This window comes from Rhizobium sp. GR12 (assembly GCF_036596185.1).
In the GTDB taxonomy this organism is placed as follows: domain Bacteria; phylum Pseudomonadota; class Alphaproteobacteria; order Rhizobiales; family Rhizobiaceae; genus Agrobacterium; species Agrobacterium nepotum.
On the sequence record NZ_JASXTH010000010.1, the window covers coordinates 224,279 to 247,396 of the forward strand.

The 23,118-nt window shown below is 60.6% G+C and carries 17 protein-coding genes; 10 read left to right on the forward strand and 7 right to left on the reverse strand.

Annotation, left to right across the window (positions count from 1 at the left end):
- The first annotated feature begins 102 nt into the window (after positions 1 to 102).
- Both QSK43_RS18890 and pbpC read left to right on the forward strand, forming a co-directional pair.
- Positions 103 to 5,559: an alpha-2-macroglobulin family protein gene (locus tag QSK43_RS18890; protein ID WP_332304726.1), complete on the forward strand. Its 5,457-nt coding sequence runs from the start codon at positions 103 to 105 to the stop codon at positions 5,557 to 5,559.
- Complete coding sequence (gene pbpC / locus QSK43_RS18895; protein ID WP_332304727.1) at positions 5,556 to 7,634, forward strand: penicillin-binding protein 1C; 2,079 nt, start codon at positions 5,556 to 5,558, stop codon at positions 7,632 to 7,634. Before QSK43_RS18890 ends, pbpC begins: the two co-directional genes overlap by 4 nt.
- 422 nt (positions 7,635 to 8,056) lie before the next feature.
- Here the strand turns inward: pbpC and QSK43_RS18900 are convergent, their stop codons facing one another.
- The gene (locus QSK43_RS18900) at positions 8,057 to 9,220 is read right to left on the reverse strand and encodes a M20 aminoacylase family protein (protein WP_332304728.1); all 1,164 of its coding nucleotides are present in this window, start codon (positions 9,218 to 9,220) and stop codon (positions 8,057 to 8,059) included.
- A gap of 224 nt (positions 9,221 to 9,444) precedes the next feature.
- On the opposite strand from QSK43_RS18900, the gene QSK43_RS18905 reads away from it, so the two are divergent.
- Both QSK43_RS18905 and QSK43_RS18910 read left to right on the forward strand, forming a co-directional pair.
- The gene (locus QSK43_RS18905) at positions 9,445 to 10,503 is read left to right on the forward strand and encodes a D-alanyl-D-alanine carboxypeptidase family protein (RefSeq protein ID WP_045023281.1); all 1,059 of its coding nucleotides are present in this window, start codon (positions 9,445 to 9,447) and stop codon (positions 10,501 to 10,503) included.
- A gap of 210 nt (positions 10,504 to 10,713) precedes the next feature.
- The gene (locus QSK43_RS18910; RefSeq protein WP_332304729.1) at positions 10,714 to 11,856 is read left to right on the forward strand and encodes a CobW family GTP-binding protein; all 1,143 of its coding nucleotides are present in this window, start codon (positions 10,714 to 10,716) and stop codon (positions 11,854 to 11,856) included.
- Positions 11,857 to 12,080: 224 nt separating this feature from the next.
- On the opposite strand, the gene QSK43_RS18915 is transcribed toward QSK43_RS18910, so the two are convergent.
- The 5 genes from QSK43_RS18915 to QSK43_RS18935 form a co-directional block, all read right to left on the reverse strand.
- A complete protein-coding gene (locus QSK43_RS18915) occupies positions 12,081 to 12,317 on the reverse strand; it encodes a sulfurtransferase TusA family protein (protein ID WP_332304730.1) in 237 nt (78 codons plus the stop codon).
- The gene (locus QSK43_RS18920; RefSeq protein ID WP_332304731.1) at positions 12,314 to 13,615 is read right to left on the reverse strand and encodes a L,D-transpeptidase family protein; all 1,302 of its coding nucleotides are present in this window, start codon (positions 13,613 to 13,615) and stop codon (positions 12,314 to 12,316) included. The genes QSK43_RS18915 and QSK43_RS18920 overlap by 4 nt, the downstream gene beginning before the upstream one ends.
- 267 nt (positions 13,616 to 13,882) lie before the next feature.
- A complete protein-coding gene (locus QSK43_RS18925) occupies positions 13,883 to 14,836 on the reverse strand; it encodes an acetyl-CoA carboxylase carboxyltransferase subunit alpha (RefSeq protein ID WP_332304732.1) in 954 nt (317 codons plus the stop codon).
- A 63-nt stretch (positions 14,837 to 14,899) separates the two neighbouring features.
- Positions 14,900 to 15,895: a site-specific tyrosine recombinase XerD gene (gene xerD, locus QSK43_RS18930; RefSeq protein ID WP_332304733.1), complete on the reverse strand. Its 996-nt coding sequence runs from the start codon at positions 15,893 to 15,895 to the stop codon at positions 14,900 to 14,902.
- Positions 15,892 to 16,065, reverse strand: a complete 174-nt coding sequence (locus QSK43_RS18935) for a hypothetical protein (protein WP_045024746.1) — start codon at positions 16,063 to 16,065, stop codon at positions 15,892 to 15,894. The genes xerD and QSK43_RS18935 overlap by 4 nt, the downstream gene beginning before the upstream one ends.
- A gap of 189 nt (positions 16,066 to 16,254) precedes the next feature.
- On the opposite strand from QSK43_RS18935, the gene QSK43_RS18940 reads away from it, so the two are divergent.
- Entirely contained in the window at positions 16,255 to 16,845 is a 591-nt protein-coding gene (locus QSK43_RS18940; RefSeq protein WP_332304734.1) for a shikimate kinase, read from the forward strand.
- The gene (gene aroB, locus QSK43_RS18945) at positions 16,842 to 17,975 is read left to right on the forward strand and encodes a 3-dehydroquinate synthase (RefSeq protein WP_045024742.1); all 1,134 of its coding nucleotides are present in this window, start codon (positions 16,842 to 16,844) and stop codon (positions 17,973 to 17,975) included. The genes QSK43_RS18940 and aroB overlap by 4 nt, the downstream gene beginning before the upstream one ends.
- 19 nt (positions 17,976 to 17,994) lie before the next feature.
- Here the strand turns inward: aroB and QSK43_RS18950 are convergent, their stop codons facing one another.
- Positions 17,995 to 18,276 carry a BolA family protein gene (locus tag QSK43_RS18950; protein ID WP_045024740.1) on the reverse strand — a complete coding sequence of 94 codons (282 nt, stop codon included), beginning with the start codon at positions 18,274 to 18,276 and terminating at the stop codon, positions 17,995 to 17,997.
- Between the two features lie 106 nt (positions 18,277 to 18,382).
- Here QSK43_RS18950 and QSK43_RS18955 point away from each other — a divergent pair, with 106 nt between their 5' ends.
- The 4 genes from QSK43_RS18955 (at position 18,383) to QSK43_RS18970 (ending at position 23,103) form a co-directional block, all read left to right on the forward strand.
- On the forward strand, positions 18,383 to 19,018 hold the full coding sequence (locus QSK43_RS18955; RefSeq protein ID WP_045024758.1) for a J domain-containing protein: 636 nt from the start codon (positions 18,383 to 18,385) through the stop codon (positions 19,016 to 19,018).
- 68 nt (positions 19,019 to 19,086) lie between these two features.
- Complete coding sequence (gene cobS / locus QSK43_RS18960; protein WP_045024738.1) at positions 19,087 to 20,076, forward strand: cobaltochelatase subunit CobS; 990 nt, start codon at positions 19,087 to 19,089, stop codon at positions 20,074 to 20,076.
- A gap of 107 nt (positions 20,077 to 20,183) precedes the next feature.
- Positions 20,184 to 22,088 (forward strand): cobaltochelatase subunit CobT, encoded by a 1,905-nt coding sequence (gene cobT / locus QSK43_RS18965; RefSeq protein WP_332304735.1) that lies wholly within the window; start codon positions 20,184 to 20,186, stop codon positions 22,086 to 22,088.
- Between the two features lie 34 nt (positions 22,089 to 22,122).
- Positions 22,123 to 23,103, forward strand: a complete 981-nt coding sequence (locus QSK43_RS18970) for an esterase-like activity of phytase family protein (RefSeq protein ID WP_442967856.1) — start codon at positions 22,123 to 22,125, stop codon at positions 23,101 to 23,103.
- Positions 23,104 to 23,118: the final 15 nt, after the last annotated feature.

Consider the following 23,118-nt stretch of genomic DNA (forward strand, 5'->3'; position numbering starts at 1 on the left):
CTCAGCTCATTGTCGTGTCGAGAATTGTCGATGACGCGTTGACAACCGTGCGTGGATTTGACCAGAGTCCCGCCCGGCACGTCTGTTGCGGGGAGAAAACTGATGTCGTTGCGCGCTCTCGTTCGGATCTCGTTGGTTGCGGTCTCAACCGCCATCATTTTTGTTCCAGCCATGGCGGCGGAGCCTTCCCGCAAGGTTGTCACCACCAAAAATGGCGACTATTTCGGTTTCGATCTCAGAACCGAACAGAATGTCTCGCTGGAGCAATGCGGCGAGATTTGTGTCGGCGATACCGCCTGCAAGGCCTTCACCTACAATCCCAAGGTGCAGTGGTGCTTCCTAAAATCGGATTTCAATCAGCTCAACGCCTTTCCCGGTGCCGTTGCCGGCAAGATCGTGGAGGTTGTCGCTGAAGCCGATATCGGCGCGCCGCAGCGCCTGTCCTTTGTGACGGATAGCCTGCAGCAGGAAGCGCGCCGGCTGAAATCCGGCCTTGCCGCAAGCGAGGAACAGCAGGGCCAGGGGCTGGAAAGTCTGGTGCAGACGGCCCGGCAGCAGGCGGCTGCGGGCAATATTGCCGAAGCGGTTGCGACTTACAAAGCAGCGCTTGCGATCACGCCTGACGACGGTGCGCTCTGGGCGGAGTTTTCAGAAAAAGCGGCGCAGGTCACCAACAATTATGCGATTGCGGGACAGGCCGCCTCCGCCGCCATCAATGCCTATCAGTTAAGCCGAACGGTGAGCGCCCGCACAGAGGCGCTGAACCGGCTGGCGCAGGCTTTCGAAAAGACCCAGAATTATCGCGCAGCGCTCAATACCTACAAGGAAAGTCTCACGCTTTCCGACAATGCGCAGACCAAGGCGGCCTATGCCGATCTGCGCACGCGTCAGGGCTTCCGCGTCATCAACAATACGATCGACACGGATAGCGTCAGCCCGCGTGCCTGCGTGCAATTTTCCGAGCCGTTGGTGAAGAACGGCGTCGATTATTCCTCTTTCGTCACGCTGGATGGCGCAGCGCCGAAGGCTATCGAGGCGAAGGGCAGCGAGATCTGCGTCGAAGGGCTGTCGCACGGCCAGCGTTACAAGATCGCCATGCGCGCCGGCCTGCCATCCTCGGTGGAGGAGCCGCTGGAAAAGCAGGTCGATCTCGATATTTATGTGCGTGATCGCACCGCCAGCGTGCGCTTCACGGGCGAGAACTTCGTGCTGCCGGGCACGGCGCGGCGCGGCATTCCGATTGTTTCGGTCAATGCCGACAAGGCCGATCTGAAGCTTTATCGCGTCGGAGATCGCAACATCACCGCGCTGCTCACCAACTCGCAGTTTCTGACGCAGATGGACGGCTACAACGCCGACCGCATCGAAAACGAGATCGGCGAACTGGTCTGGCAAGGCGCGATCGACATTCAGCCTGATCTCAACAAGGATGTGGTGACGAGCTTTCCGGTGGACGAAGCCCTGCCGGAGCGCAAGCCGGGCATCTATGTGTTGACCGCCGTGCCGCCCGGCACCGCGCCGGAGACATGGGATTCGCGCGCCACGCAATGGTTCCTCGTCTCCGATACGGGCATCACCACCTATGCCGGAACCGATGGTCTGAATGTCTTCGTCCGCGCCCTTGGCAGCGCCGAACCGCTTGCAGACGTGGATTTGCAGCTGCTCGCCAAGAATAACGAAGTGCTTGGAACCGCAAAGACCGATGCGGACGGCAGGGCGGTGTTTTCAGCCGGGCTGATGCGCGGCACGGCGGCGCAGGCGCCCGCCATCCTCACGGCGCGCAACGGCGACAAGGATTACGTCTTTCTGGACATGACACGCGCCGGCTTCGATCTCTCCGACCGTGGTGTGACGGGCCGCGCGGCCCCCGGCGCCATCGACGTGTTCAGCTGGACAGAGCGTGGCATCTACCGCGCCGGCGAGACCGTGCATGCGGCAGCCCTTGCGCGGGATGTCGACGGCAAGGCAATCGAGGATTTGCCGCTGACCTTCATCTTCTCACGCCCCGATGGCGTTGAGGACCGGCGTTTCGTCAGTGATGGCAAGGCTCTGGGCGGACATGCGGTTGATCTGCCGTTGCAGGCAAACGCCATGCGCGGCACCTGGACGCTGCGCATCCACACAGATCCGAAAACACCCGCGATCAGCGAAAAAAGCTTTCTGGTCGATGATTTCGTGCCCGATCGTACGGAATTCGACCTTTCCAGCAAGGTAAAACAGATCGAACCGGGTGCGGAAGCGGCGATCGACGTGGATGGCCGTTATCTCTACGGTGCGCCCGCCGCAGGCCTGACGCTGGAAGGCGAGGTCGCCATCAAGCCCACCCGCACGAGCGCCGATTTCGAGGGTTATTTCTTCGGTCTGGCCGATGAGGAAAGCGAAGAGGAAAACCGCACCTCGCTTGCCGATCTGCCGGCATTGGACGAGGAAGGCAAGGCAAGCTTCAATGTCGATGTGACTGATCTGCCCTCCACCACGCAGCTCCTTTCTGCCAACATCACCGTGCGCATGCAAGAGGCAGGTGGCCGTGCGGTGGAGCGGTCGCTGACGCTGCCGATCAGGTCGGAAGCGCCGGTGATTGGCATAAAGCCGCAGTTTTCGGGTGATCTCGCCCAGAACTCCGTCGGACGGTTCCACATTATCGGCGTTTCAGCCGATGGCGCGAAACAGGCGATGAGCGGTCTCAACTGGAAACTCATCAAGGTCGAGCGGAACTATCAATGGTACCGCCAGGGCAACTCCTGGCGTTACGAGCCGGTGGAATATACCAAGCAGGCGGAAGCAGGCACCGTTTCCGTCGATGCCAATGGCGGCGAGATTTCAGTGCCCGTCACCTGGGGCCGCTACCGGCTGGAAGTGGAAGGGGCGGGCAATGGCGCCCCGGTTTCCAGCGTCGAATTCGACGCCGGTTTCTATGTCGAGGCAAGCTCGACGGAAACGCCGGATGCGCTGGAAATTGCTCTGGACAAACAAAGCTACAAGATCGGTGATACGGCCAAACTCAAGGTGTCGTCGCGTTTTGCCGGTCAGCTGATGGTTACCTCCGGTTCCGAAAAGCTGATTTCCGTTGAGAATACCGAAATCGGTGAGGATGGCGGCGAGATCGATATTCCGGTCACCGAGGAATGGGGCGCGGGCGCTTATGTCACGGCGACGCTTTTCCGCCCCGGTGATGCGCAGGAAAGCCGCATGCCGATGCGCGCCATCGGCATCAAATGGCTTGCCGTCGATCCGGCCGAGCGCAAGCTTGCCGTTACGCTCGGCGCGCCGAAAAAGACGCTGCCGCGTCAGCCGCTCGAAATCCCGATCAGCGTTGCCGGCGCGGGCGTGGGCGAAAAGGCCTATGCCATCGTTGCGGCGGTCGATGTCGGCATATTGAACCTCACCCGCTACGAGCCGCCGAAGCCGGATGAATGGTATTTCGGTCAGCGCCGGCTGGGGCTGGAAATCCGCGATCTCTATGGTCGCCTGATCGACGGTTCGCTTGGCGCCACCGGCCGTCTGCGCACCGGCGGCGATGGCGGAGGGGCAGCACTTCAGGGCAGCCCGCCCACCGAAAAGCTCGTAGCCTTCTTCTCCGGCCCGGTTGAGCTGGATGCTGATGGTAAGGCGACGGTCAGCTTCGATATTCCGCAGTTCAACGGCACGGCCCGCATCATGGCTGTCGCCTGGACGAAGACCGGCGTGGGGCACGCGGTCTCCGACGCCGTCATTCGTGATCCAATCGTGGTAACGGCCAGTGCGCCAAAATTCCTCGCACCCGGTGATGTCTCGCAATTGCGGCTCGATATCGCCAATACTGATGGCGATGCTGGCGACTATCGGCTGGATGTCACTAGCAACACAGTGCTGACGGTCGATCAGGGCGAGATGTCGCAGACATTGGCGCTTCAAAAAGGTGCCAAGTCTTCGTTGACCGTTCCGCTGACGGGCGAACAGCCCGGCAATGGCGCGATCACCATCAAGGTTTCCAATGCTGCCGGTCTTTCGCTGGAACAGGTTCTGAACGTTCCGGTGCGCCCGGCGGTTCTGCCGGTCACGACGCGGCGTGAAATCAAGATCGCGCCCAATAGCAGCCTGACGATCAATGGCGACCTTCTGGCCGACAGCATGCTTCTCGGTTCGTCGGTTGCCGTCAACGTCACGCGTTCGCCCGCCTTCGATATTCCGGCACTGGTGATGATGCTGGACAAATATCCTTACGGCTGCGCCGAACAGACGACGAGCCGCGCCTTGCCGCTGCTCTATCTTTCGGAAATGACGAAGGATAGTGGCATGGCCGAGGACCCCGATACACGCCGTCGCGTGCAGGAGGCGATCTACCGGGTGCTGTCGTTCCAGTCGAGTTCGGGCAGTTTCGGCCTCTGGTCGCCCGGTTACGGTGATCTGTGGCTCGATGCCTATATCAGCGACTTCCTGACAAGGGCGCGCGAGCAGAGCTACGACGTTCCCGAGCAGGCCATGGTGCAGGCGCTGAACAACCTGCAAAACGGCCTTTCTTACGACAGCAATGTCAAGGATCGCGGCAACGAGATCGCCTATTCGCTTTACGTGCTGGCGCGCAATCGCAAGGCGGCGATCAACGATCTCAGATATTATGCGGATACGGCGCTTGCCGATTTCCCGACGCCGCTCGCCAAGGCGCAGGTTGCCGCAGCCCTCTCGCTTTATGGCGATCAGGCCCGCTCGAAGGCCGTGTTCGGCGCGTCGCTCGATATGGCGAGCCGCGCCACCAATGTCAGCTTCGCACGGGCGGATTACGGTTCTGCGCTGCGCGATAGTGCGGCGACGCTGGCACTTGCGGCGGAAAGCCGTCCGGTTCCGGCTGTCGTGCCGCAGCTTGCCGGTGCGGTGGCGAAGGAATGGGAAAAGAAACCCTATACCAGCACCCAAGAACAGGCATGGATGCTGCTTGCCGCCCGCGCCGTCAAAGGTGAGGACAAGGATATCCGTCTCGATGTGAACGGCGATTTGCAGACCGGCGGTTTCGGCAAGCGGATGAGCGGCGACGAGTTGCTGGCGGCTCCCTTGAAGATCGCCAATGCCTCGGCCGATCCGGTTACGGCTGTCGTCACCACGGTTGCGCCACCGGCACAACCGCTTGCCGCCGGCGGCGAGGGCTTCACCATCACCCGTACCTATTATTCGATGGATGGCGAAGAGGTGAACCCTAGCGAGGTGATGCAGAACGAGCGTTATGTGGCGGTGCTGAACGTCGTCCCGAAAAACGATTGGCAGGCGCGCATTCTGGTGACCGACCTCCTGCCTTCGGGTTTCGAGATCGACAATCCAAGCCTCGTCAATTCGGCAGCCCTTTCGAATTTCGACTGGTTGCCGGAAACGGAAGCCGCACATACCGAATTCCGCTACGACCGTTTCGTTGCGGCCTTCGACCGCACGGCTGGCGACAGTTCGGAAATCACGCTGGCCTATGTGGTGCGCGCCGTCACCCCCGGCACCTATGACCATCCCGCAGCGTCGGTCGAGGATATGTACCGGCCGCAATTTTCCGCCCGCACGGCAACGGGCCGCATGGAGGTGCGTTCGGCAACCCCATGAGGCGGAAAAAGTCGATCATCGTCGGCATCGTAGCGGCCGCGCTGCTTTTAGGCGGTGCGGCCTTCGGTCTCGATGCGCTGGACAAGGCCTATCCGCCGCCGCTGGACGTCGCGCGGCAAAGGTCGTTCGAGGTGCTGGACCGCGATGGCCGGCTGCTGCGCGCCTTTGCGACACCGGACGGCCGCTGGCGGCTCAAAACCACGGCTGCCGAAGTCGATCCGCAATTCCTGCGCATGCTGGTCGCTTATGAGGATCAGCGTTTCTACGACCATCACGGTGTCGACCCCTGGGCGCTGTTGCGCTCAGCCTGGCAACTGGCGAGCAACGGCCGGATCGTCTCCGGCGCATCGACGCTTTCCATGCAGGTGGCGCGGCTGATCGAGCCGCGCGCCGACCGGTCGTTTTCGGCGAAATTCTTGCAGGCCGCGCGTGCGCTCCAGATCGAAAGGCGGCTCAGCAAGGCGGAAATCCTCGATCTCTATCTGAATATCGCGCCCTATGGCGGCAATCTCGAAGGCATTCGCGCCGCAAGCCTCGCATGGTTTGGCAAGGAGCCCGGCCGGCTCGACACGGCGGAGGCGGCCCTTCTGGTGGCGCTGCCGCAATTGCCGGAAAAGCGCCGCCCGGACCGTTTTCCGGATGCCGCAAGGCAGGCGCGGGAACGGGTTTTGCAGCGCCTTGCCGTAGAACGCGTGGTGGGTGAAGGGGAGGCGGAGCGGGCGACCCTTGCAGCCGTTCCCGCCAACCGGCGTGATTTGCCGGCCTTCGCGCCGCATATGGCCGCCGCCGCACGCGCGAAGTTTCCCAATGCCACAGAGGCGCGCTCCACGCTGAGATTACCGATCCAGCGGGAACTGGAAGCCGTTGCCCGCCATGCCGTGGAAAAGTTGACGGACAAGGTCTCCGTCGCCATCGTCATGGCCGACGCGCAGACGGGCGATATTCTGGCCGAAGTCGGTTCGGCGGATTATCTCGATACGGCAAGGCGCGGTTTCGTGGAGATGAGCCGCGCCGTGCGTTCGCCGGGCTCTACTCTCAAGCCATTCATCTATGGCCTCGCCTTCGAAAACGGTCTCGTCGGGCAGGAAACCATCATCGAGGATCGTCCGGCCGATTTTTCCGGTTACCGCCCGCGCAATTTCGACATGCATTACCAGGGCGATGTCAGCATCCGACAAGCGCTTCAACTGTCCCTCAACGTGCCCGCCGTCAAACTTCTGGAGGCGGTCAGCCCGTCTGCGTTGATGGTGCGTTTCCGGCGGATGGGCGTGAGACTGGTGCTTCCCACCAGCGAGGCGCCGGGGCTTGCCATCGCACTCGGCGGTGCGGGCATTTCGCTGGTTGATCTGGTGCAGCTTTATGCGGGGCTTTCCGGCGGCGGCGATCCCCTACGGCTGGGAGACGGCGTCCGTTCAGTGCCGGAACGGCTCGGTGGCGACAGGCTATTTTCCGACGCCGCGATCTGGAACATCTCCGACATCCTCTCCGGCGTGCTGCCGCCGCTCGGCATGAAGCAGCGCGGCATCGCCTACAAGACCGGCACCAGCTACGGTTACCGCGATGCCTGGTCGGTGGGTTATGACGGGCGGCATGTGATCGGCATCTGGGTCGGCCGCGCCGATAATGGCGCGGTGCCGGGCATTGCCGGTTACGCGACGGCAGCCCCGATCCTGTTTGAGGCTTTCGCAAAATCCGGCGTGGCGATCACGCCGATGCCGGCCGCACCATCAGGCGTCGCGCGGGTCGCCGTCAGCGACCTTCCCGCCAACCAGCGGCGTTTCACCCTCACCGCAGGCGGCCTGCTTTCCGCCTCGAGACGGGAAAGCGCCCCGCGCATCGTCTATCCGCCCGAAGGCGCACGGGTTGAGCTCTCCAGCCAGTCGGGCATTTCGCCGTTGGTGCTGAAGCTGCAGGGCGGGCGCGCGCCGTTCCGCTGGCTCGCCAACGGCATGCCCCTGCCGGATGCCTCCCATCGCCGCAACAGCGAATGGCGGCCGGAAGGGCAGGGGTTCTCAACGTTGACGGTGATCGACGCCGATGGCCGCGCTTCGAGCGTGCGCGTTTTCATCGAGTAATTTTGCAGGAAATTTGGTGTCCACGAGAGGATTCGAACCTCCGACCCCAGGATTCATACCACTTCGGCTTTAGCCGCCGTCCATCTCCATCGGATAGGACGTTCGTGGTCTGGACTGTCCCTTCACCATGAGCCTTTCGGCTTTTAGGTGCTGCCCATCCAGTCTCTACACCTTCACCGGATTTCTCCGGAGCTTGGCTCGGGATTGGCATGCTGGAAGACCAGCGAAGCTTTCCCCGACTTTGAGCAGATCGATTGCGTCGTTTCCGGGCGCAACCCCCAATTTGCTTTAGGAATCCTGTGCTCTATCCTGCTGAGCTACGTGGACACTGAACTGCTCTTTAACCTGCCGTAGCCGGCGGATCAACCGCGTTCTTTATCGCGGTCGATCTGTTCCTCGGCTTTCTTTGCGTTAGCCGGCAATCAGTTCGCCAGACGCTGCTCGGCCAGTTTCACCCAGTAGGAAATGCCGTAGGCGATGGCGTCATCGTTGAAATCATAACCGGGATTGTGAAGTCCGGCCGAATCGCCATTGCCAATGAAGATGAAGGCGCCCGGCCTTTCCTTCAGCATGAAGGAAAAATCCTCGCCCGCCATGGAAGGATCGACATCGGGATCGACGTTCTTTTCACCAGCCACATCGCGGGCAACCTGGATTGCGTGGTCGGTCTCGTCCGCATGGTTGAAGGTCACCGGGCAATAACGCTCGTAAACGACCTCGGCTTCCGCTCCGTTTGCAAGCGCTATGCCTTCCGCCATCTGCTTGATGCGATCCTGCGCGAGATCGCGCACCGTTTCGTCCAGGCTGCGCACCGTGCCGGCAATCAGCGCGTCATTGGGGATGATGTTGTGACTGGAGCCGGCGTGAAAGCGGGTGACGGATACAACGACCGAACGGATCGGATCGGCGTTGCGCGAGGCGATCATCTGCAGATTGCCGACGATCTGCGCGCCGATGGTGATCGGGTCGATGGTGCGGTGCGGCTGGGCCGCATGGCCGCCCCGGCCCTTGACCGTGATCGAAAACTTGTCCGGTGCCGCCATGATGCCGCCCTTGCGGATGGCGAATGCACCGAGCGGAATTCCCGGCATGTTGTGCATGCCGTAGACCTCATCGATGCCGAAGCGTTCCATCAGGCCGTCCTCGACCATGGCAAGCGCGCCAGCGCCGCCTTCTTCGGCGGGCTGGAAGATGACGGCAATCTTGCCCGCGAAATTACGTGTCTCGGCAAGGTATTTGGCGGCGCCCAGCAGCATGGCGGTGTGGCCGTCATGGCCGCAGGCATGCATTGCACCCGCCGTTTTTGAGGCCCAGGGCTTGCCGGTTTCTTCAAGGATGGGAAGAGCGTCCATGTCCGCCCGGAAGCCGATGGTGCGGTTGCCGGGAGCATTGCCGCTGATGATGCCGACCACGCCCGTGCGGCCAAGACCGGTCACGATTTCGTCAACGCCAAACGATTTCAGCTTGTCCGCGACGAAGGCCGCAGTGTTGTCGACATCATACAAAATCTCGGGGTTTTCGTGCAGGTGATGCCGCCATTCGCTGACTTCCTGCTGGAGTTCGGCGGCTCTGTTCAAAATCGGCATACGTTCATTCCTGGGTTCATCGGCGCGGCATCTGGTAAAAGCCTATCCTCCGTGGTGGATAGTGCGCCGCATAATTGACGTAATCAATGTACTTTGCCATTGCTAGGACATATATGGTGAATATTGCCATTCCCTGACCGAAGACGGGAATTCGAGGATAAGCCTTGCCACAGAATTTTAAATCGCCAAACGCCGCCCGGCGGCTCTCCGCAGCTGTTGCCATCATGACCGCGGGCCTTGTTGCCGCAGCGCCGGTGGCGCATGCCAACCCGAAAATGGTAGTCGATGTCAAAACCGGCAAGGTGATTTCCCATCAGGAAGCGTTCCGCAAGTGGTATCCCGCTTCGCTGACCAAGCTGATGACCGCCTATATCGCGTTTTCGCAGATGAGGGCCGGCAAGCTCAGCCCGCAGACGGAAGTGGTGATGAGCAAGAAGGCCGCCGACCAGCCGGCCTCGAAAATGTATTTCAAGCCCGGCCAGAGGCTGACGATGGACAGCGCGCTGAAGCTGCTGCTCATCAAATCCGCCAATGATATCGCCGTGGCGATTGCCGAAACCATCGGCGGCACCAGCGACAATTTCGTGGCGCAGATGAACGCGCAGGCGCAGCGGCTGGGCATGAGCTCGACCCATTACATCAATGCCAACGGCCTGCCCGGCAAGGGGCAATATACGACGGCGCGTGACCTTGCCCTTCTGGCACTGATCATCAAACGGGAATTCCCGGAATACGCCCATTATTTCTCGCTGGAAGGTGTCACCACCGGCAAGAAGGACTACGCCAACTTCAATATGCTCGTTGGCCGTTTCGATGGCGCAGACGGCATGAAGACCGGCTTCATCTGTGCTTCCGGTTTCAACCAGGTGTCGTCCGCCGTGCGCAACGGCCGTTCGGTCATTACCGTCGTTCTGGGCGCCGATAGCCTTGCCGGGCGAACCGACCAGTCCGCCGACCTGTTGCAGATGGGACTGACCGCGCCCTCGGGCCAGGGCGTTTCGCTCGCCTCGCTGGCGCCCTATGGCGATACCGGCGAGGTAAACGACGTCAGCGCCGAAATCTGCAATCCGAAGGCGGCCAAGGTGCGCAGCGAAAGCCGCGATGACACCGGCCGCATGGTTATCCATTCGCCCTACGTCACGGAAATGACGCGCCCACCGGAATATTCCTTCGCGGGTCTCATTCCGGGCAGCGAAACGGTGGCGGTCAATACCCCCAAGGGTGCCAGCGCCAAGGGACAAGTGGCCAACGTGCCGATCCCGATCCCGCGCCCGACGTTCTAATGGCGTGTGGCCGCTCTCTTCACGCATGAGGGTGGGGGGCTGCGCCTGAAAAGCTTTGCGGATTGTGTATTCGCAGCTCCAGTTTGTTATGATATTACAGTGTCGCTCGTGGCCCTCAGGTCTCGGGCGATTTTTTGTCATTATCGCGCGGCTCCGGGTCAAATATCGTCCAACGATCCGCCGGAGCGGCCGTCAACTTACGGGCAAGGCATGTCTCGCGATCGCATACCGGTTTCCATCATCACCGGATTTCTCGGCGCCGGAAAATCGACGCTGCTCAACCGGCTTCTCAAAGACCCCGTAATGAGCGACGCCGCTATCATCATCAATGAATTCGGCGATGTCAGCATCGATCATATGCTGGTTGAAAGCGCTGGTGAGGGTATTATCGAGCTGGCGGAAGGCTGCCTGTGCTGCACCGTTCGTGGCGAACTGGTGGATACGCTGGCGGAACTGATTGATGGTATCCAGACCGGCAAGCTGAAGCCGGTGAAGCGGGTCGTGATCGAGACCACTGGTTTGGCCGATCCCGCCCCCGTCATGCAATCGGTCATGGGCAATCCGGTGATCGCGCAGAATTTCGTGCTGAACGGCATGGTGACGGTGGTGGACGCCGTGAACGGTCTTTCCACGCTCGACAATCACGAAGAAGCCGTGAAACAGGCGGCGGTGGCCGACCGGCTGGTGATGACGAAGCGCGCGCTTGCCGACGCTTCCGCCATTTCCGCACTGACGGCCCGACTTCAGGCGCTCAATCCGCGCGCGACGATCGAGGATGGTGACCGGGTCGACTGGAGTGCTGCGGCGTTGCTGGACAATGGTCTTTACGATCCCGGCAGCAAAAATGCCGATGTCGGCCGCTGGCTGGGCGAAGAGGCGGGACACGATCATCACGATCACGGGCATGACCACCACCACCACCATCATGGGGACCAGGACGACGACCACCATCACCATCACGATGTGAACCGGCACGATGCGTCGATCCGCTCCTTCTCGATTATTCATGACAAGCCGATAGCCCCGATGGCGATCGACATGTTCGTGGATTTGCTGCGTTCGGCGCATGGGGAAAAGCTGCTGCGTATGAAGGCCGTGGTCAAGCTGTCGGATAATCCCGACCGGCCGCTGGTGCTGCATGGGGTACAGAATATTTTCCACACGCCGGAGCGCCTTGCTGCGTGGCCGGATCCTTCCGACCAGCGCACACGCATGGTGCTGATCACCAGGGATTTGCCGGAAGCTTTCGTGCAGGACCTGTTTGCCGCCTTCACCGGGGCGCCGGGCATCGACCGGCCGGACAGGCAGGCGATGACGGACAATCCGCTGGCGGTTTCGGGGCTGCGGTTTTAAGGGGTAGGCAAAGTTTGCGGCAGCGGGGCACCCCCCTCTGTCCTGCCGGACATCTCCCCCACAAGGGGGGAGATCGACAAGCGGCTTGTTCCGGAGATTTTTATAGGCGGCTGAGACCGCAGTGTCCGACGTTGCAATGGAACGAGTGGCTGCCTCAATTGATCTCCCCCCTTGTGGGGGAGATGTCCGGCAGGACAGAGGGGGTATCCCCGGTGGTGAGCGGACTACGCGCCCTTCACGATCCTGAACCGATGCCCCTTATCCACAGCAACAGTCTCAACCAAACTATGCCCATCCTCATTGCACATATGGGCAATATCGATGACCGCCAGCGGATCGGTCGTCTCAACGGTCAGGATGTCGCCCGCCTTCAGGGCGGCGAGCTTTTTGCGGCTTCTTAAAACCGGAAGGGGGCATTTAAGCCCCCTCAAATCGAAAATTATCTCGGCCGTATCGTTCATTCCTTGGCCCAGAACTTCCAGAACGGCTTCTTTTCCGGTGCTTCCGGTGGCGGCGCGGCGGAAAAGGCGAGCGGGTTCATGGTCGGGACAGGGGTACCCTCGGCGGCAACTCCGCTCTTTCCGGAGACGGCAGGCGCGGGGGTGGCGGCGGCAACCATTGTCGGGGCTGCCGGGGCAGGGTTGGATTGCGGGGCGGCGGGCGGGGTCGCAGAAGGACGCGGGGTCCGCAGAGACGAGGCTGTTGCAGCTGTCGCCGGCGAGGACGAGGTGACCTGCTGCGCCTTCTTCTCCATCAGCGCGGCATATTCCGTTTCCTTCATCAGCTTGCCGGCTTTCAGTGCCGAGCCGGTCGGCGCATAGGCGGGTTCGCGGCCCTTGCGTTTTTCGGCAACCAGCGCCTTGCGCTCGGCTTCGCTGGGGTCGTACCAGGCCATGCCGTCATACTTCTTCATCGCCGTTTCATAGGCGAGATCGTAGGTCTTCTCATAGCTCGAAAGCGCGCTTGCCAGTGCGGGCGGTGTGCTCATGGCCGGGCACTGGCCGGAACCATTGAAGCTGCCGCCTTCAGTCTGCTGATTAAAGACGTATTTCTTCTCGCAGACATTCACTTCCGGCGGACGTTTGGTGACTTCGAAATTGTCGTAACCGACCTTCAGCATCTTCCAGAATTCGAGATGTTCGCTTTTGCGGTGGCGGGCCATGTTTTCCGCCGTCATGCGGAAGGGAAAGGCCTGCAACTGAACGGTCTTCTGGCCGCCCTTGAAGCCGTCGCGCGCGAAACCGTAGATTTCCAGGATCTGCGCGTCCGTCATCGAATAGCAGCCGGAGGACGAGCAGGCGCCATGGATCATCAGGTTGGTGCCGTTGCGGCCATTGGCCTGATCGAAACGGTTCGGGAAGCCGGTATTGATGGCGAGGTAATATTTCGAGTTCGGATTGAGGTGTGCCGGTGTCAGGTTGTAGAAACCTTCCGGCGCCTGCCGGTCGCCCTCTTTCACCTTGGGGCCGAGTTTGCCGGACCATGCGCAAATCTGATATTCGGCAATCTTGTCGAAGCGGTTGTCGCGCTTGGCCTTCCAGATTTCCAGCGCGCCTTCTTCCTTGAAGATGCGGATCATAATCGGCGAGGTGCGATCCATGTTCTTTTTGTCGATCTCGGCAAGGATCGCCGGAGACAGAGGATAATCGACCTTGTTCTTGACGTGGGATACGTCGCGTTCGACGGTTTCCAGCGTGTCGTTACAGCCGGCGAGAACGAGCGCGGTAAGGCCAAGAAGTGCAAAATGAGTCAAACGCATGATCTGATCCGAAAGACGATGGCACGGGCGGCAGAGTTCTACATCGGCCCGCGTGTATTTTAAATACGGTATTAACCGTTTACATCTTCTTAACTCAAATCGGGATCCGCCCCGCGGCCGCCGATACATCTGTTGATGTGACCGGACTATGGCCGAGTTGGGGCGATATTCAAGGAAAATAAGGCCGGAGCTAGATTGTTTTGGCTTTTCTTCGAACCGTCAAAAAAATCTAAGTCTTTCTTTTTGCGCACTTTTACTGGAAATGCTCTAAAGGTTTCTGCCGATATCTAGGAACTTCTGGCGGCGTTCGGCGCGCAGCTGCGTGCCCGAACGCTGCGAAAGATCGGCCAGCGACTTGGCGATCACGTCGCCCGTGGCTGCGATCACGCGCGCCGGATCGCGGTGCGCGCCGCCCATCGGCTCGGCAATGATGCCATCGATAACGCCAAGCGACTTCAGATCTTCCGAGGTGATCTTCATGTTGGTTGCAGCTTCCTTGGCGCGGGTCGAATCGCGCCAGAGAATGGAAGCGGCGCCTTCCGGCGAGATCACCGAATAGATCGCATGTTCGAGCATGTAGACACGGTTGCCGGTGGCGATCGCGATCGCGCCGCCCGAGCCGCCTTCGCCGATGACGACGGAGACGATCGGCACCTTGACGTTGAGGCACATTTCCGTCGAGCGGGCGATGGCTTCGGCCTGGCCGCGTTCTTCCGCGCCAACGCCGGGATAGGCGCCAGCGGTATCGATGAGGGTGACGACCGGCAGCGAGAAGCGGTCGGCCAGTTCCAGCACACGGATCGCCTTGCGGTAACCTTCCGGGCGCGGGCTGCCGAAATTGTGCTTCAGGCGGCTTTTGGTGTCGTTGCCTTTTTCCTGGCCGATGATGGCGACGGGCTGGCCGTTGAAGCGGGCAAGGCCCGCCTGAATGGCGGCGTCTTCGGAAAATTTGCGGTCGCCGGCAAGCGGCGTGAAATCCGTGAACAGCGCCTTGGCGTAATCGACGAAATGCGGGCGCTGCGGGTGGCGCGCGACCTGCGTTTTCTGCCAGGCGTTCAGCTTGGAATAGATGTCCTGCATCGCATCGTTGACGCGCGATTCCAGGCGGTTGATCTCCTCCGAGGTGTCTATGCTCTCGTCTTCATCGGCAAGCTTCTTCAGCTCGATGATCTTGCCCTCAAGGTCCGAGATAGGTTTTTCGAAGTCGAGATAATTGTGCATGAGATCCGTTTCCGATCGTTTTGCGCAAGGTTTAAGCCGGATTATCCGGCGGTTCCGGTCGCTCTAATCAAGGTTTTTGCCCTGTTTGGCAAGGGGGTGATGTGTTTGTACCAGCTCTTGCAGGCGTTCTTCCAGCACATGTGTATAGATTTGTGTCGTGGAAATGTCGGAATGGCCGAGCAGTTCCTGCACGGCGCGCAGGTCCGCACCGTTCTGGAGAAGGTGGCTGGCAAAGGCATGGCGCAGGACGTGCGGCGATACCCCCGAGGGGTTGAGACCCGCGCGGATGGCAATATCCTTCAGATCGCGGGCAAAGACCTGTCGCGGCAGATGCCCTTCCTTGCTGTTCGAAGGAAACAGCCAGGGGCTTTCCGGACTGTCTGCTTTCTTCTGCTGTGTGGGCGTCTTGCTTTTCTCCGGCACGAGCGCTTTCCTGGCGGCGTCGTATTTTTCCATCGCCTCGATGGCCGCGCGTGACAGAAGAACCATGCGGTCCTTGTTGCCCTTGCCACGGATCATCAGGAAGCGGCCCTCCTGGCGCAAAACCTTGACCGGCAGGGAAACGAGTTCGCTGACGCGCATGCCGGTCGCATAGAGAAGTTCGAGCAGCAGATGCATGCGGATGCGGGCAAGCTGGCCGGGACCGGTTAAGGTGGCCTCCTCAGCGGCGATACCAAGAAGTTTCGTCACCTCGGCGACGCTCATCGTCTTCGGCAGGGTGAGACCCTTTTTGGGTGCATCGATGATGCCGGTCGGGTCGTCGCTACGAAGTCCTTCCGAATAGAGGAACCGGTAGAATTGTCGCATGGAGGACAGGCGTCTCGCCTGCGAGGTGGCGGCAAAGCCCTGAGCGGAAAGATGGGTCAGATAGGCGGAAAGATCGGCTGTGGCGGCTTCCATCAAAGACTGGCTGCGACGGCTGAGAAACTCCCGCAGATCGGAAAGGTCGTGCTCATAAGAAGAGAGCGTGTTGGTGGCGGCACCCCGTTCGGCGCTCATCATCTCCAGAAAACTTTCAAGCCGCGCGCCGTCTCGCCCGCTCATCTCCTTACCGCTCATGGGGTGCGCCTTGCCGGCTCCGCCGATGGCGGGTTCAGCCGCTCGGACGGAATGCGCACCGTCACCTCGCGGTCGTGCGGTTTGACGAACAGGACGAGCAGCACCATGCCGCCATAGATCAGCCCCGCGATGGTCGCCAGTATCATCGTGAAGCGGAAAAGGGTTGGCATGGCGGCTCCGTGAATATGGCGGTGTAGATGTATATGCGGTGCAGCGAAAGCGGCGACAAGATCAAAAAGCAGCAGCCCGCCCCATGCCGCACGCGGCGATGATTGTGATTCAACGCAATTCAGTCAGCAATTTGGCTTGACGCTTCGTAAACATTTGCAGATATCCATGCCAAACGGGCTTTCAATTTTATGAATGAAAAGAATTTATCCGTCCCGGCCACACTCGGGGAGCAAGCGCGGACCAGGCTCGCCGGGCGTAACGTCGTCTTTGTGGGACTGATGGGGGCTGGAAAATCCGCGATAGGCCGCATGGTCGCCCAGCAGCTCAAGGTTTCTTTCATCGACACGGATGTCGAAATCGAGCGTGTTTCGCGCATGACGATAGCCGAGCTTTTCGCGACCTATGGCGAGGAAGAGTTCCGGGCACTGGAAACGCGGGTCATCAAGCGGCTGCTGCGCGGCGGTCCCAAGGTCATCTCCACCGGCGGTGGCGCCTTCATCAACGACAATACCCGCCGGCACATCACGCGCGGCGGTATTTCGCTGTGGTTGAAGGCCGATCTCGAAGTTTTGTGGGAAAGGGTCAACAAGCGCGATCATCGTCCGCTTCTCAAGACCGAAAACCCCAAGGCCACGCTGGCGGCCCTGATGGAGAAACGTTATCCGATCTATGCGGAAGCGGATCTGACCATCGAATCCCGCGATGTCCGCAAGGAGATCATCGTGACCGAAGTGCTGGCCGCCATCGCCGGCATCGAACAGAAAGACCGAACATCATGACGCCTTCCGAAATCCACGCCGACGAACGTCTTGTGCATGTGCCGCTCGGTGAGCGCGCTTATGACATTCTGATCGGACCGGGCCTGATCGGCAGGGCGGGCGGCGAGATTTCGTCGCGGTTGAAGGGCAAGCGCGCGGCGATCATCACCGATGAGCATGTTGCGCCGCTTTACCTCGAAGGACTAATGGACGGCCTGCAGACGGATGGCATCGAAGCGGTTTCGCTGACCTTGCCGGCGGGCGAGAAGACCAAGAGTTTCGAGCATCTGGTCACCGTCTGCGATGCGGTTCTCTCCGCGCGTGTGGAACGCAACGATGCGGTGATCGCGCTTGGCGGCGGTGTCATCGGCGATCTGGCCGGTTTCGCGGCGGGCATCGTGCGTCGCGGCGTCCGCTTCGTTCAGATACCGACCTCGCTTCTGTCGCAGGTGGATTCTTCCGTCGGCGGCAAGACCGGCATCAACACCCGCCACGGCAAGAACCTTGTCGGCGTTTTCCACCAGCCCGATCTGGTGCTGGCGGACACGGCGGTTCTCGATACGCTGAGCGAGCGCGAATTCCGCGCCGGTTACGCCGAGGTGGTGAAATACGGACTGATCGACAAGCCGGATTTCTTCTTCTGGCTGGAAAAGAACTGGGATGAAATCCGCACCGGCGGTCCCGCCCGCATTCAGGCGATTGCGACCAGCTGCCAGGCGAAGGCCGATGTGGTGGTGGCCGACGAGAAGGAAAACGGCGTGCGCGCCCTTCTGAACCTCGGCCATACCTTCGGCCATGCGCTGGAGGCGGCGACCAATTACGACAGCAAGCGGCTGGTGCATGGCGAAGGCGTTGCCATCGGCATGGTGCTGGCGCACCAGTTCTCCGCCCGCCTCAACCTTGCAAGCCCTGACGATGCCGGGCGCGTCGAGGCGCATCTGAAGGCGGTCGGCCTGCCGACGACGATGAAGGATATTCCCGGCGAGTTGCCGCCGGTCGAAACGCTGATGGCGGCGATTTCGCAGGACAAGAAAGTCAAGGGCGGCAAGCTCACCTTCATCCTCACCCACGGCATCGGCCAGTCCTTCGTGGCCGACGATGTCGCGGCTTCGGAAGTGCAGTCCTTCCTTTCGGAGAAGCATCCAGGGTGAGGGATAAGGAAGCCTTGTTTTAAAACCTCACCGGCTCCCCCGGTGCTGCCACTTCAATCGCCAGCGCGTGCAGCCCGGCATCGAGTTCCGGTTTCAAAACTGCGTTGATCGCCCGGTGGCGTTCGACGCGCGACTTGCCGGAGAAGCTTTCCGATACTATCTGAACACGCATATGCGTCTCGCCCGTACCGGTCATGTCCGGCTGATGGCCCGCATGCATATGGCTTTCATCGATCACCGCCAGACGTTCCGGCGAAAAGCTCTCCTGCAGCTTCGTTTCTATGCGTTCTCGCAAGGACATGCGAAGAGCTCCAATCCTGTTGTAAAAGGGGCTACCTAAAAGCCTGCAACATTCCGTTTTGTCAATTCTTGTTGTGCGCCTTTTCGCACCCCATAATCAGGGCATCATGAAACTGGATTCGAAATATTTCGACCGTATCCGTACACGCAGAAAAAGGGACAAGGAACCTGAGGTTCACGCCCCAAACTGCCAGTGGGATGGATGCGACAAGTCGGGCGTTCACCGCGCACCCGTCGGCCGTAATGCCGAGGGGCAATTCTTCCTGTTCTGTTTCGAGCATGTGAAGGAATACAACAAGGGCTATAATTATTTCTCCGGCCTGTCGGACGGCGAGATCGCCCGTTACCAGAAGGAGGCGATTACCGGCCATCGCCCAACATGGACGGTTGGCGTCAACAAGACGGCGCGCGACAGCCCTTTGCACTCCACGCTGCGTTCGGGAACGGCCGGGGCGAATGCCCGTATCCGTGATCCCTTCAATTTTACCAATGGTTTTGCGGGTGGTGCCAGGGCTGGCGGACAGCGCGTGCAGCAGGACCGCAAACTGAAGACGCTGGAAGCGAAAGCATTCGATACGCTCGGTCTTTCCGCCAATACGCCACAGGAAGAGATAAAAAGGCGCTACAAGGAGCTTGTCAAAAAGCACCATCCTGATGCTAATGGTGGCGATCGTGGTTCGGAAGAACGTTTTCGGGCTGTTGTTCAAGCATATCAATTGTTAAAGCAGTCAGGTTTCTGCTAAGCCAACGTATGTGTTTACCGCCTGATTGATGATGTGGCCGGGTGGCTGCCGCCCGCCTTGGAGACGTGATGAGCAAAATCGACCTTGATATTTCCAACCTGCCCGACACGACAGTGTCCGTGCGGGAGGTTTTCGGCATTGATTCGGATCTGCGGGTTCCCGCCTATTCGCAGGGCGACGCCTATGTGCCTGACCTTGATCCCGACTATCTTTTCGACCGCGATACGACGCTTGCGATCCTTGCCGGTTTTGCTCACAACCGACGCGTCATGGTTTCCGGCTTTCACGGCACGGGCAAGTCGACCCATATCGAGCAGGTGGCCGCTCGCCTGAAGTGGCCCTGCGTTCGCGTCAACCTCGACAGCCATGTCAGCCGTATCGACCTCGTCGGCAAGGACGCCATCGTCCTGAAAGACGGCAAGCAGATCACCGAATTCAAGGACGGCATTCTGCCCTGGGCCTACCAGCATAATGTTGCGCTGGTCTTCGACGAATACGATGCCGGCCGCCCGGACGTGATGTTCGTCATCCAGCGCGTACTGGAATCCTCAGGCCGTTTGACCCTGCTCGACCAGAGCCGCGTCATCCGTCCCCATCCCGCCTTCCGCATTTTTGCGACCGCCAACACGGTTGGCCTTGGCGATACGACGGGTCTTTACCATGGCACGCAGCAGATCAACCAGGCGCAGATGGACCGCTGGTCCATCGTCACCACGCTGAACTATCTGCCGCATGAGCAGGAAGTGAACATCATTGCCGCCAAGGTGAAGAGCCTCGACAATCCGAAGGGCCGCGAAACCGTCTCCAAGATGGTACGTGTGGCCGATCTTACCCGTTCGGCCTTCATCAACGGCGACCTTTCGACCGTCATGAGCCCGCGTACCGTCATCACCTGGGCGGAAAATGCGGATATCTTCGGCGATCTCGCCTTTGCGTTCCGCGTGACCTTCCTCAACAAGTGCGACGAGCTGGAGCGCACGCTGGTTGCCGAACAATATCAGCGGGCTTTCGGCGTCGAGCTGAAGGAAAGTGCTGCGAACATCGTTCTCAGCGCCTGATAGTCCCCGGCCCGTCCGGAGAACATCACCGATGACTTGAAGACGCAGGCGGGCCGCGCATCCATGGATGGGCGGCTCCCACGCGTCGACAAATGACAGGAAAGACAATGGCAGCGCGCGGCGACAATTCCAGAGCAAAACCGGGTACGGCGATCGATACGGAGCCGTTGCGTCAGGCGATTGCCGGATGTGTGCGATCCGTCGCTGGCGATGCCGAGGTCGAGGTCGTTTTCGCCAATGAGCGGCCCGGCCTTGCCGGAGAGCGCATGCGTCTGCCGGAAATTTCCAAGAAACCCACCGCACAGGAAATCGCCATCACCCGCGGTCTTGGCGATTCCATGGCGCTTCGCCTTGCCTGTCATGACGCCGATACCCATGCGCTGATGTCGCCGCAGGGTGCCGAGGCGCGGCTGATCTTCGACGCCGTGGAACAGGCGCGGGTGGAATCCATCGGCGCGCTGCGCATGCCGGGCATGGCCTCCAACATCCAGGCCATGAACACGGAAAAATACGCCAAGGCGAATTTTTCGGGCGTCAACAACAAGGACGATGCGCCGCTTGCCGAAGCCATGGCTCTTTTGGTGCGCGAAAAACTGACCGGCGAAAAACCGCCGGCGAGTGCGGGCAAGGTTCTCGACCTGTGGCGCGATTTCATCGAGGACAAGGCGTCCGGTGACCTTGGCGATCTTTCCAGAGTCATTAGTGACCAGAAGGCGTTTTCGCGACTGGTGCGCAAGATGCTGACCTCGATGCAGATGGCGGAGGAGTTCGGCGACGACGATAACGAGCCGGAGAGCCAGGAGGCGGAGACCGACGAGGATCAGCCGCGCACCAACGAGACCGAGGAAGAGCAGGTCGAGGAAGAGGCCGGTTCCGATGCGACACCCGCCGATGAAAACGAGGCCTCGCAGGAGGAGATGGAAGAAGGCGAGATGGACGGCGCCGAGATGTCGGACGAGGAAATGTCCGACGACCTCGACGAGGATTCCGAGACGCCCGGCGAGACCCGCCGCCCGAACAGCCCCTTCGACGATTTCAACGAGAAGGTCGACTACCGCATCTTCACCCAGGAGTTCGACGAGGAAATCCGCGCCGAGGAGCTGTGCGACGATGCCGAGCTTGATCGTCTGCGCGCCTTTCTCGATAAGCAGCTCGCCCATCTTCAGGGCGCCGTCGGGCGTCTGGCGAACAGGCTCCAGCGCCGGCTGATGGCGCAGCAGAACCGTTCGTGGGATTTCGATCTGGAAGAGGGTTATCTCGATCCGGCTCGCCTCGTGCGGCTCATCATTGATCCCATGCAGCCGCTCTCCTTCAAGAAGGAGCGCGACACCAAGTTCCGCGACACGGTGGTTTCGCTCGTCATCGACAATTCCGGTTCGATGCGCGGCCGACCGATCACGGTTGCCGCCACCTGCGCCGATATTCTGGCGCGCACGCTGGAACGGTCGGGCGTGAAGGTGGAAATTCTGGGCTTCACCACCAAGGCGTGGAAGGGCGGACAGTCGCGCGAGCAATGGCTGGCCAATGGCAAGCCCGCCTCGCCGGGACGCCTCAACGATTTGCGCCACATCATCTACAAGTCGGCGGATGCCCCCTGGCGGCGTTCGCGGCGCAATCTCGGCCTGATGATGCGCGAAGGCCTGCTGAAGGAAAACATCGACGGCGAAGCGCTGATGTGGGCGCATAACCGTCTGATCAGCCGGCCCGAGCAGCGCAAGATCATGATGATGATCTCGGACGGTGCGCCGGTGGACGATTCGACGCTGTCGGTCAATCCGGGCAATTATCTGGAACGGCACCTGCGCGCCGTCATCGAGCAGATCGAGACGCGTTCGCCGGTGGAACTTCTGGCGATCGGTATCGGCCACGACGTGACGCGTTATTACCGCCGCGCCGTGACCATCGTAGATGCGGACGAGCTGGCCGGCGCGATGACCGAGCAGCTCGCGGCTCTCTTCGAGGATACGAGCAACGCCTCCGGTTCGTCCCGCAGGGTTCGCCGTGCGGGATAAGCGGGGTCGAGCTTCCTTCTCCGGTAAATTGCTGATGGTGGCCGCTGCTCTGGCAGTCGGGTCATTTATTCCAGTTCCGATCGGCGCCTCGACCATCGATGTGCCGGTGAGCGCCCGCCTGCTGTCCGGCTTTGAGGTCGGCACCAGTGCCAGACGTTTCGGCAAGCTGGAATTTATCGGCGGCATGGTGATGAGCGCACCGGAAAAACTGTTCGGAGCGATATCTTCCATCCGCTTCCGTCCGAACGGGCAGGAATTCGTTGCTGTGCTGGATACGGGCCATTGGCTCACGGGCAGGGTCACGCGCGATGCGGCGGGTGTGCTGTCCGGGCTGGGCGACGTCCGTATCACCCCCATGCTGGACATGAGCGGGCGCGAGCCGCCGCGCAAGATGGAGATGGATGCTGAAGGGCTGGCGCTGCGTGACGGCAAGGTGTTTGTCAGCTACGAGCAGCGGCACAGGATCGATATCTATCCCGATCCGGGCTTCGAGACGTCAAAGCCGCTCGATCGCCTGCCGCATCTCATCCCGAACAACGAGCTGCGCCACAATGGCGGCATGGAGGCCTTGGCGGTATCGCCCGCCGATTCGCCACTTGGCGGCGCCTTGGTCGTGGTGGCTGAAAAAAGCATCGATGCGGAGGGCAATCTTCTCGCGGCCATTCTCGAAGGCCCGCTGAAAGGCACATTCGCTGTCACCCACCATCCGTCATTCGATGTGACGGACGGCGATTTTCTTCCCAACGGCGATCTGCTGCTTCTGGAACGTCGGTTCAACTTCGCCGAAGGTGTAGGCATGCGCATCCGTCGCATCCGCGGTGCCGATATCAGGCCGGGCGCGGTGGTGGATGGCGAAATCCTGCTGGAGGCGGGCATGGCCTACCAGATCGACAATATGGAAGGCATGGACGTGGTGAAAGGGCCTGATGGTTCCACGCGTCTCATCATCGTTTCCGATGACAACCACTCGTTTCTCCAGCGCAACCTGATGCTTGAGTTCAGGCTGGTGGAATAAAGAACCCGCTTGCGC